Source organism: Methylobacterium amylolyticum, assembly GCF_030700245.1.
Taxonomy (GTDB): Bacteria; Pseudomonadota; Alphaproteobacteria; order Rhizobiales; family Beijerinckiaceae; genus Methylobacterium.
In genome coordinates this window covers 21820-32788 of the sequence record NZ_JAUYZI010000056.1, presented here as the reverse complement: position 1 = coordinate 32788, position 10969 = coordinate 21820, and the positions used below count along the sequence as shown (strand labels likewise).

The window sequence follows — 10969 nt, the reverse complement described above, 5'->3', positions numbered from 1 at the left end:
GTGAGGTCGCGCCATGCCATCTCGGGGTCGCCGGCCAGCAGCCCGGCCGCGCCCGGGCAGTATCGGGCCGTCCCCTGACGGTGGTCCCACTCCCACAACCCGAGCACGCCGGCCGCCGTGAGCGCCCCCTTGCGCCACTCCCAGGCGTCCGTCGGCTGATGGTCCTCATCTCCGGCCATCGCACCGCCCCAGTCGTTCAGGTCTAAGCCCGATGCCACATTGTAACTCAGGTTAACGGGGCAACTCACCGTGCTCGCATGAGTTCAGACCGGGGGAAGCGCCGCGATGTCCGATACCGATGACGAAGCCGCGCGTGCCCGCCGGGTTCTGAGCGAGATCGCCCATGCCCTCGACATGCCATTGGAGGCATTCTTCTCGCGGGTCAGTGCCGAGCGACGGGGCCCATCCGAGGCGGAGGAGCAGGAACTGATCGGCTTGTTTCGATCAATCCGCGATCCATCGAAGCGCCGGCAATGTCTGGATCTGCTGCGTACGATGGCGGGACCGCCGGGCGTATGATCAGGGTGAAGTTCGAACGTGGAAGGCCCGCCCCCGACAGGTGATGGGGGCGGGCCTCGACTGCGACGACGCCGGCGAGGCCGCGCGGATCCTGGGAAGGACGGGACGCTGCTCAGGAGACGTGCGGACTGGTGGGCCCGGTCGCGAGAATGAGCCTACGACCCTGCGGTCAACAAAGCGTTGTGCCGGACTGCGCATGCCTCGATCGCGGCAGGGGCACCGCTGGGTGGACGCGCTGCTGGCGGATCGGTTGAGGTCGGCGCCCGGCTTCACGGGGCGGCGCCGGTCACCCTGGAGAGGATCGGAAGGGCGCACTTTAGCATTGCTGGCGCAATGCCGGTGCTCATGCCGCCGCTCCCCACAGCAGGGAGCCGCTTCGGGGGTCTGTCTGCGGCCCGGCTCGCTTGCCCGCCCATGCCGATCTGGAGGCAGCCTCAGCGTCGCCCTATCGCTCGCTGACCGGCGCCGTGAGCCCTGCGATTGCCGGTCGCCCAGGCCGGCGGCCCGAGCCGGACCGTCCCGCCTCGATAGGGCTGCCACCGGTCCCGGACCGCGTCGCGCGGCACCGCCGCCAAGTCGCCCGAGGGCACGAGGGGGCGCACTTATGGGGAAATCCGGATTTCCCTCGGAATGGGCTCTTCCACGCAGCCAGGGCGATCCCGCCCAGCAGCGCCCTAAGGTCAGAGGTATAGCCCCTCACCCTGAAGACGGCCGAGCAGCTCGCGAGCCTGCTCCTGGGCTGCGGTGGCGTCGTCATGCACCTCGAAGCCGTGCTCGCACATCGGCATCAGCTTCCGCATCGCCCGGTCCATCGCCGAGCCCTCCCACAGGATCAGGGTCTCACGGTCAGTGAGATCCTTCAGGAAGCACCAGAGCATCAGCATGAGGCTGAGCGCCGGGCGATCGTGCCAGCCAGCCACCGCCCGCTGGCTGACCCGTTCGAGGCGGCGTAGGAGCGCCTGCCGCTTGACCGGCGGCAGGTCCGCGAACGGCTCCAGGCAGGCGGTCCGCAGGTTCTCCCGCAACTCGGCGACATCCGCCGCGGCTCTCGCGGCCAACGCCGGGTCGGCCGGAACGAACACGTCCGGCACGCTTGTGAGCGCGTAGAGCAGGTGGGCGGGAACTGCGAGTTCGATCCGCTGGCGGTCGGTCAGAACGGGCATGAGGGGGTCTACCGACCCGGGCCGTACTGGGGAAGACCGACCGGCTCACCGCTCACCAACCCCGGATAAGGTGCCGTTATCGCGGGTAGCGTCGCGCTGAAGGCGCCACGGCGGTCCTGCTCCGATCGAGGGCCGACGCCTAGTCCCAACGGAAGCCCAGGGGATTCGCGGTGTCCGGCACGATCTGGTAGCCGCCGGCCGACAGGCGCTTACCGATGCTCTTCAACTCGCGGCACGCCGCGTTCTGATCGGCGTACATCTCGGTCCGCGCTTGGCACTTCGGCCACGCGAGCTCGTATCCGGCCATCAACTCGCGGTAATCGCGCCCCGATGCCGCCGCGGCCGGCTGGAGCAGGCAGCCGAAAGCAAGGATGGCGAAAGCCGCGCGCATAGGGGCGATCCCGAAAAGGCGATGGAAGAGGAGATGGTAGCTCCTGCTACGCTTTGCCAAGGCCCAGCCCAGGCCTGCCGAGAGAAAAACAATCCTCGACGGGCCGCGCGGCACCCCCCATTTTGAGGGCATGCCTGGACACCACGGCCAGACCTACGACCCGAACGAGGAGCCCGCGCCCCGCGGCGGCTGGTTCCGCCTCGTCGACCGGCCGTTCCCCGAGAGACTGGACCGGACGTTCCGGGGACTGGCGGCGGTGCTTGGAGGTTTGCTTGCGGCGCTGGGCGTTGGCGTGGCGCTCTACGGTCTCGCCCTGTCGGGAGACGGTAAAGGGGCGGGGATTGTGCTGTTGCTGGTCGCGGCAGCCGCCACAATGGCCTACGGCTTCGTTCGCGCCGTCGGCATGATCCTGGTGGCGGTCTACGGCGCCGCCCGTGACGGGCCGGAACTCATCGTCGACTGGCGAGCGCTCGGCCACGATCTGCGCCTGCGCCGGGTCCGCGTCGTGCTGATCGAGTTCGCCCTGCTTTGCGCCGCGATGGGCGGCATGGTCTGGGGCATGATCCTGTTCGTCCGCGAGGGGTCGTTGTTCGGCCTCGCCATGTTCGCGCTGGTCAACGCGATGACCTTCTGGCCCTTCGTCCGGCGCTGGATGCTGACCGGCCGCGCCGATTAGGCGACCGCCGCCAGAGCCGGCTCCAGCCGCTTCGTGAACATCACCTGCCGGTCGTAGTCGGGCAGCAGCGCCGCCCAACCGGGACGGCCCGCGAACGCGATCCGCGAGCATCCGATGCGCGCCGCGTTCTCCTCGATCGTCCGCAGGGTCTCGCGCCAGCCGCGTGCCCCGGATCCACCCACCGCCAGGATCGCGCAGACCCGGTCGCCGTCGGCGTGGTCCCGCACCTGCGCCACGCCGGCCGCTGCGGGCTCGGCCCCCTCGCCGTAGATCAGGACCAGGGCGGCCTCCTCGCGCCGGCACAGCAGCAGAAGATCCGCGGGCGTCTGATCCCTGTCCCCGCGTCGGCACGCCTCGGCGATCCACGGCAGCACCCGCGGCCAGACCTCCGGCAGCTCGGCCGTCGGCACCGTGCGCAGCCCGCTCACCGCATCACCCCGCGGGCCCGAAGCATCGTGAAGAACTGCGACGGATCGAACTGCTTGTAGGCCTCCCCCAGCGACATCGCGCGGCCGCCCGGCGCGTCGGCGCTCAGCCCCGCCATCCTGCCGCCCTGCGCCTGCCCCTGCTGCTGGCCCTTGCCCTGCTGACCGCCCAGCACGTTGCGCAGCATCGAGGCGACGCCGCCGTAGGGGGTCGGCTGCTGCGGGGTCGCAGCAGGAGCACCTGCGCCGCCGATGCCCCCCATACCGGGGGTAGGCGACATGAACGCCGTCATGGGCTGAGCCGAGAGGGACGCCAGCCCCGGAGCCGTCGAGGCCTGCCCTGGCAGCGCCGCACCCTGCGCCTCGATCCCGCCGAGGCCGAACCCGCCCCGCTGCGCCGTGGCGCCCGCGGACATCCCGATTGGATCGGCCACGCCGGGCATGCGCTGCATCGGCTGCGCTTGCCTCTGTTGCACCTGATAGTCGCCCCCGAGGAAGGCGGCAGCCTTCGTCTCATGGCCACCCATCTGATCCCGAACCTTGTCGGCCACCGACCCCGGCGCGCCGCCGTTGCCCGCGTCGCTCTTGTTGTAGAGCCCTGGCCGGCCGGCGTTGATCGTCGAGTACAGATCCAGCCGCCCCATGCCGGGCTGGAACCCGCGAGCGGTCAAGTACCGTTCGACGGCCGGCAACTGCTCCTGAAAAGACTGATCGGCCGACGCGCCGTATCTCTTGCGCTCGTCCGGGCCGAACTGAATCAGCCCCATGTGGCGGAAGCTGCCGTCGGGGTTTCGGGCCCCGCCCCACTTCGATGGGCTGAAGGTGCCGCCGGTTTCGTAGGACATCACAGTCGCGTAATCGAGCGGATCCGCCCCGATGCGCCGCGCGCTGGCGATGAGGGCCTGCGCATCCGTCATCGGGCCGCCGCCCGGCGCACCTCCGCCGCCCGCCATCGGCATGCCCGGGATCGTCGTGGCCCCCGCCTGCGGCACCCCCGTCCCGGCAAAGCCCGCCGGAGCCGACGGCACGTCCGCCGAGATCATCGGCAGGTTCACGGCCTGCGCCCCGGCAGGGATCTCCGGGGCCTGCATCATCGGGTTCGGGGTGATCGGGCCCGCACCCTGACCACCCATCAGGCCGAGCAGGCCGAACGAGCCGTTGGGGCTGCCCGCCCCGCCGCCCAGCAGAGCGTCAAATATTCCGCCGCTCATCGCACACCTGCTCCGATCAATCCGCCAAGCCGCCCGCCCGCCGTGCCCGCATCCGTCGCGTAGCCCGGCAGGGGAGGCGCCACGCGCGGTGCGCCGCCGTTGAACGCCCGCTCCGCCCGCAGGCCGGCGAGACCGCCCTGCGCCGCCTGCTGACCCATCCGCGAGGCGTAGCCCGCCACCGCACCGACCACCGGCCCGCCGACATGCGCCGCGACACCCGAGGCGAGCATGCCGAGGACGTGGCCCGCCAGCGCTTTCGCCCGCCCGCCGTCCGGCAGGCGCCCGCCCTTCGGAATGTCGGTGGCGGCCACCGCCGTGGCGTACCGGTTCATGGTCGACAGCTCGTCCGGACTGAACATCGCGGCTGCGAGGCCCTTGCCCTCGCCGCCCGTGAACGCCCGGATCCGCTCCGCCTCGACTCGCGGTTGCAGGGGCTTGCCGTCACCCGTGAGGCGCATCCACGCCGCCTGCCGCAGGCCCGACCACTCCGGGCTGTCCGCGCCGAGGTACTGCCGCAGGCCCCGCCCGTAGGCCGCCGAGCCCGGCCGTGCGCCGGGGATGCCGGACCCGAACAGGTCGGCCAGCACCCGGTTGCCGTCATAACCGGTGCGGGCGATGTCCTGCACCCAGCCTGGCACCGCGGCCCGCGCCGCCTCCGCCTGCTGCATCCCGGTCCGGAAGGCGTCGAGCCCAGCACGCTGCTCGCCCGTAAGGACCCGGCTCGCCAGCTCGCGACCCTCGCCCCGCAGCAGGTAGTCGAGGCTCCGGCCGGCGTCGCGCCCGTCGAGGTATCGACCCATCACCGCCTGCCGGACCGCGCCCCATGCCGGGCTGTCCTCGCCGACCACGGCGCGGAGCCGGTCCAGGGTTTCGAGCTGCCGGCCCGTGACGCGCCCCGAGGCACCCCCGAACAGCATCGACGCGACCTCGTTCGGCGTCGCGTCCGCCTCGACGATGCGTTGCAGGTTGCGCCCCGCCGCGTCGCCCGGATCCCGGGGCCGGAACGCCTGCTGGTGCTCCCGGAACAGCCCCCGCGCGCGGCGCATCGCGTCGGACGCAGCGGTATCCCCGCCGGGGAAGGCGCCGGCCACCGCGCTCGCCCCGTCCAGCGGCGGCGCCTCGACGGGCCCGGTGCCGTGCGGGGCAGGCTGCACGCCGCGGGTCGCGTCGCGCCCCATGATTGCCGCCTCGTAGGCATCGGCGCCGGTGTCATGCTCGCGTCGGAACAGCCGCGCCGCGGCGTCGTCGAGGTGGGCCGGGTCGATGTCTCGCGGGCGGTAGCCGACTTCCGCGAGATCGTCCGCGACCTGCTGCCGGAAGGGCGCCAAGCGCTCGGCGTAGGCGGCCGACTGATCCGCGATCCGTCCGCCGACGTCGCGAGGCGCGCCGCCGCGGCTGAGATCCGCGAGGCGGTAGACCGGATCGCCGCCGCGCTCGATGCCGATCAGGTCGTGCACCTCGTCGCCGATGCGGCGGGAGACCATCCCGTCCGGGCTGTCGGGGCGGATGAAGCCCTCGGACGCGAGCTGATCGCGGAACTCCTCGATCGGTCGACCGGTCTTCCGGCCCAGCGGTCCGAACGGGGTCATGATCCGCCCGAGATCCGCGGCGCGGGCGTCGCCGTCCAGCGCGATCCCACCGTTGCGGGCGAGGTACTGCACCAGCGTCTCGGGCTTCGCGTCAGGGCGGCCACCAGCGACCGGGAGCGGTCCGGAGGCGGCAGGAGTGGCCGCGGCGCCGGGAAAGCCGTCCTGGACCAAATCTCGCGGCCCTGCGGCCTGCCTGGGACCGAACAGCCCGGCGCCCATCGCGTCCTCGACGTGCCCGTCGAACTCGGACAAGACCCGGTCGACGGCGCGGCGGTCGGTGGCGTTGACGCCCGTCGTCCCGCGGTAGGCCACGAGCCGCTTCCGGATCTGGTCCACTTGCTGAAGGTTCGGCCCCTCGCCGGGCTGGAGACCGAAGATCCCCGGCAGGGCGTCGAGGTCGTTGATCGCCCGCGTCGCGGCCGGCGTGAGAACCCCGTCGATCGGCACCTCGGCGCCGAGACGGTCGCGCACCCGCGAGCCCATCCGGTCGAGCGCACCGGGGGCAAACACGCCCGGGATCTGAGCGACCTCGTCGTACCCCCGCTTGTAGGCGGCCCGGGACTGTGCCGCCGCGTCACGGACGCCCTGAGAGGCCAGAGAGGCCGCGTCCAGCGTGTCGGCGGGCGCGAACCGTCCTCGCACGGCTTCGAGCGCCTGGTCGGCCTGGCGCTGCGCCGCAGCTCCGCGGAAGGCGTAGTCATCGCCGATCCGGCGGGCCGCGTCCGCCACCGCCTCTCCTGCCGCCTGAGGGTTGGCGACCGGGGCGTGCTCCCGGGCCAGCACCCGGGCGAGGAATTCGCGGGCGAGCCCCGTCGCCTCGCCTTGCCGCCCGGCGAAGTCGGTCGCCGCCGTCTGCGCCCGCTGCCCCACGGAGCCGGAAGCGGCCCGCAACTCGGCGGACAGGGCCATCGGATCGCCCGTCGCCTGCGCGCGCGAGAGCGGGATCCCAAACTCGGCCGCCTGCGCCTCGCGGACCGCCGCGGGGGAGACGCCCTTGGCCGCGAACGTGGTGCGGAGGCTCTGCGCGAGCGGGTCGGGGAGTGTCGTGGCGTCCAGCCCCATCTCATGGAGAAGTCCGCGGGCCTGTGGCGTGAAGCCGTCGGCGACGGCCTCGGCGGGAGCGCCACCCCCGAACATCCCTCGGACCTTCTCGGCACCGCGCACCACGTAGGGGGCCGCCTTCTCGGCCGCGACCCCGAGCGGGGCCCCGAGCGCCAGCCCGACGCCGCCGGCCTGGAGCGCCTTGAGCGGGTCCTTGCTGTCCAGCGCCTCCGCCGCGCCGCCGTACAACCCGCCCGTGACCCCATACTGGAGCGCCCGGCCGCCCAGCGACGCCGCCGGGGCGCCCGCGAGGCCGGGAAGCAGGGGCGCCGCCGCGACCGCGCCCGCCACCGTCCCGGCGCCCGCCGAATAGGGGTTCTGCCGGGTGTAGGCGCCGATCATGTCCTGAAAGGCCCGGTAGTTCTCGGTGAACGAGCGGGGGCTGTAGCCGGGGATCTTGCCGAGCACATCGGAGAGGCGACTGTCGTTGTAGGCGCCGAGCCCTGTCGCCGCAGCGGCGCCGAGGTTCCCGGCCGCGTTCAGGCTCGCCGCCTGCCCAGCGCTCAGCAGCCCCGCGATGGCACTGTTCTCCGCCGACGGTTTGCCGATCAGCATCTCGTCGGCCTTCGCCCGCAGCCCGGCGCCGAGGGCGGTATCGGTCCCGGCCTGGCTCGCGAACCGCTGCGGCGCGCTGTGATCGCCCGCCACACGATCCGCGAACGAGGCCGGCGCCTCCGGAGCGCGCCCCGCGCCGACGCGGATCTGGAGCGCACCGGGGTCGGCGCCGGAGATCCCAACGGACCCCGCAGCACCGGGTGCCGGTGTGTCGAACTGATCGAAGAAGTTTCCGGCGACCGAAGGGGAGGGCGCAGGCGCCGGCGCGCTGTCGAACTGATCGAAGAAGTTCGCCACGTCAGCGCCCTCCGAGGTGACGGGCGGCCGAGCCGCGCCCGTACTTGGCCTCGAACTGATCCCGCAGGCTCGGGTCGGCCTGGAGCGCCTGCACCGCGCCGGCCGGCGGCGTCAGCGCGGCGGGGCTGCCCTGATCCCGATGGCCGGAGGAGCCTGGCAGGCCCGGAGCGCTGATCGCCCGGCCGAACTGCTCCCGCATGCCCTTGAGCGTGCCCAGCCCCGTCTCCGGCGAGGCCGCGTCGAGGCGCGGCAGCGTCATCGCCAGGATGCGCCGCTCGCCCTCGGTGATCGCGCCTTGGCCTTTCATCGAGATCTGAGCTTGGAGGAGTTCGAGCTGCTTCGCGGCGGCCTCGTATTCCTGCCGGTCGATCTCGTTCTGGCGGCCCATCGCGCCCGTGACGCTGCGGTTGAGGGTCGAGGCTTGGAACGGCCCGATGCCGCCGTTCTGCGACAACCGTTCATAGGCCGACTGCGCCCGGTCGAGGATCGGGATGGCGCCCTGCGCCTGGAGCGCCCGCTGGTCGGCCGCCTTGCCTTCCGCCACCGCCGCCTTGGCCGCCTCCCGACGGTACGTCAGCGGGTCGACGCCGGGCGGGACGCCGGCCGTGTCGATCGCACCACCCCCGCTGCCGGGGATCTCGCGAAAGGAATCGGTCGCCGCGTCGTACCGGCGCGCCGTCGAGGACCCGTCCGAATTCCGGGTGGTGCTGATCTGCGGCTTGGGCCCGTCGTCGAACTTCACGGCCCCGCCCGCGCTCTTCCACGCCGACCGCCGATCGTGGTCCTGGATGCCGCTCGCCCGGCGCTCCTCCAGCGTGAGCAAGGGCGTCACGGTCTGGTCCCGCGCCACCGCGAGAGCGTTCCGCTCCTTCACGGCGGGGTCGGCCTCGCTGCCGGGGATGTACTGGTAGCTCTTGCCGTCGGGGGCGCGCTCGTAATTGGCCGGCGGCCCCGAGGCGGACCCGAGATCCTGCCACGTGCTTTTCGGCTGGTCCGCACGGCCGAGATAGACCCGTCCGTCGACCGTGAACTGTTGGGGGTCCTTGTTGATCTGCGAGAGCAGGGACGGGTTGAGCGTCGCGGCCTCGACGGCGCCGGGGTCCAGCCCCTTGCTGCGCAGATACGACCGAGTCGCGTTCTGCGCCTGGATCTGCTGCTGGAACTGGATCGCTTGAAGCTGCTCGCGCAGGTTCCCAGCCCGGCTGGCCTGATAGCTCTGGAGGCCGGCGCCGATGCCCTGCCCGATGCCGCGGTTGCTCAGCAGGCCCGCCGAGATGTTGAGCAGCAGGTTGGACAGGTCCGGGTTGCCCCGGCCGATGCCGGAGAGGAACTGCTGCATCGGCGAGCCCTGGGCGGCACCTGCACCCGCAACCTGCGGCGTAGCGGCCTGCGGGGCCTGGAGCGGCGTCGGGTTCCCCGAGACGCGCTGGCCCGTGAGCGGGTCGAAGGCGTTGGCCGGGAGAGCGCCCGCATCGGGACGGGGACCGCCCTCCGCCCCGTCTGGCCGGCCCGTGAGCGCCCGTGCGCTCTCTGGGTCCATCCGGCTCGGGTAAGACACCTGCCCCGGCCGCACGATACCCGAGGCTACCGGGCCGGAGGCCGGCGCGGCGCCGGGGTTCAGTCCCGAGACGCCGCCCGTGGTCGCCGGGTCCGGCTGCGGCATCATCAGGGCCTCGGCGGACGGGCGCTGCGGTGGCAGGGGCACGTCGCGCGGCTCGAAGGCGCCCGGCAGGGAGCCGCCGGAGGTGCCCGCGAAGCCGTTGCGCCCGCCGCCCATGCCGCCGCGGTCGAACAGCAGGCGGTCGATCGCCGACGGGCCGTCCAGCGCCGCCCGGTCCTGCTGCGAGGCCAGGGCCCGCTCAAGCCCCTGCACCTGCCCCTCGTTCATCGCGACCGATGGCGAGGGCTGGCCAGGCCCAGCCTGCACGCGCGCGACGAGCGCGGCGAGGTCGTCGGGCGAGAAGCCCGCGAGCGCGGGCAACTGGCCGAAGGGTGCGGGGCCTGCGCTCACGGGCGTACCTTTCGGATCGGGGGGTGCGGCGATGGCGGGGAGGCCGGCCGCCGCGCCCGCGGGGCCGCCGCTGTAGAGGTCTTGGACCGGCAAGCCTTCGATCGCTGCCCGGCCCTCCGGCCGCAGCATGACGATGTGGCGCGGGTCGCCGCCGCCGATGTCGATGCCGACCTTGCCGCGGATGGCCTTCGGGTCGCTGTACTGGCTCAGCGTCGCATAGCCCTTGCGCTGGAGACCGAGCAGCGCGTCGCGGAAGTCGGGCTCCGGCACGTTGTCGAGGCGGGGCCGCACGTCCCAGATATCGCCTTTGAAGCCGTCCCCCTGTGCGTCGCGGGCGGCCCGCAGCACGCGGGTCTCCAGCGCCGTTGGCAGCTCCGCAGGGGCTCGTGCCGCAGCGGGCGCGGACGGCGGTGCGTAGGGCTCGCGCATCGGCGCGGCGGCAGGCGACGGCGCCGTGGCGTTCTTCGCCAGGGCCGCTTCCAACGCGGCCACCGGATCGGTGGGATCGGCCTGAGCAGGACGCGACAGCGCCCCGAACGGATCGCGCCGCGGTCGCAGGGCCGCTTCCTGGTCCAGCCCCGCGGACAGGCGGCCCAGCATCGACTCCGGATCGGCCGCTCGACCGCCGAAGGCGCGCAACGACCCTGACGGCGCCGAGAAGGGCATTGAGCCGGCCATGGCGAGACCGGCCGCGCCGAGGCCGCCGGCCGCCGCCTCCTCGCTACCCGGATCCACCTGTCCGGAGAGGAAGCGCGACGTGAAGCCAGGGCCAGCCTCGTAGAGGTCTCGCACAGCCTGCTTCGCGCCGTTACCCATGCCGCGCAGCACCGAGCCGAGGTTGGGGGCCGACGGGTTGATGATCGCGGTCGGCGCGCCCGTCGGCGCATCCGGGGGCACGAAGCCGGTGAAGCCCGGTGCGCTCGGGGGTTGCGCTTCGTTCGGACCGGCGGTGATGCCCAGGAGGAACGCGCGCAAGGTCGGGCTCAGGGTCGTGTCATCGACCTGCGCGAATGCGGGAAGTGGGGCGGTGC

The 10969-nt window shown here is 72.9% G+C and carries 8 protein-coding genes; 2 read left to right on the top strand and 6 right to left on the bottom strand.

The genetic code is table 11. The annotated features are described in order from the left end of the window. Positions 1-285: 285 nt before the first annotated feature. Positions 286-519 (top strand): hypothetical protein, encoded by a 234-nt coding sequence (locus Q8W71_RS27385; RefSeq protein ID WP_305528575.1) that lies wholly within the window; start codon positions 286-288, stop codon positions 517-519. A gap of 680 nt (positions 520-1199) precedes the next feature. Here Q8W71_RS27385 and Q8W71_RS27380 read toward each other — a convergent pair. Further along, positions 1200-1682 (bottom strand): hypothetical protein, encoded by a 483-nt coding sequence (locus Q8W71_RS27380; protein WP_305528574.1) that lies wholly within the window; start codon positions 1680-1682, stop codon positions 1200-1202. A gap of 139 nt (positions 1683-1821) precedes the next feature. Next, positions 1822-2073 carry a hypothetical protein gene (locus Q8W71_RS27375; protein ID WP_305528573.1) on the bottom strand — a complete coding sequence of 84 codons (252 nt, stop codon included), beginning with the start codon at positions 2071-2073 and terminating at the stop codon, positions 1822-1824. Between the two features lie 130 nt (positions 2074-2203). Between Q8W71_RS27375 and Q8W71_RS27370 the strand changes: the two genes are divergently transcribed. Then, positions 2204-2749, top strand: a complete 546-nt coding sequence (locus tag Q8W71_RS27370; RefSeq protein WP_305528572.1) for a hypothetical protein — start codon at positions 2204-2206, stop codon at positions 2747-2749. Here Q8W71_RS27370 and Q8W71_RS27365 read toward each other — a convergent pair. Genes Q8W71_RS27365 through Q8W71_RS27350 form a run of 4 tightly spaced genes read right to left on the bottom strand, consistent with a single transcriptional unit; the run spans position 2746 to position 10913 of the window. Further along, positions 2746-3177, bottom strand: a complete 432-nt coding sequence (locus tag Q8W71_RS27365; protein ID WP_305528571.1) for a hypothetical protein — start codon at positions 3175-3177, stop codon at positions 2746-2748. The genes Q8W71_RS27370 and Q8W71_RS27365 overlap by 4 nt on opposite strands. Further along, a complete protein-coding gene (locus Q8W71_RS27360; protein ID WP_305528570.1) occupies positions 3174-4385 on the bottom strand; it encodes a hypothetical protein in 1212 nt (403 codons plus the stop codon). The genes Q8W71_RS27365 and Q8W71_RS27360 overlap by 4 nt, the downstream gene beginning before the upstream one ends. Beyond that, positions 4382-7927: a hypothetical protein gene (locus Q8W71_RS27355; RefSeq protein WP_305528569.1), complete on the bottom strand. Its 3546-nt coding sequence runs from the start codon at positions 7925-7927 to the stop codon at positions 4382-4384. Before Q8W71_RS27355 ends, Q8W71_RS27360 begins: the two co-directional genes overlap by 4 nt. A gap of 1 nt (position 7928) precedes the next feature. Further along, positions 7929-10913, bottom strand: coding sequence for a hypothetical protein (locus Q8W71_RS27350; protein WP_305528568.1), 2985 nt, complete (start codon positions 10911-10913; stop codon positions 7929-7931). Positions 10914-10969 lie beyond the last annotated feature (56 nt).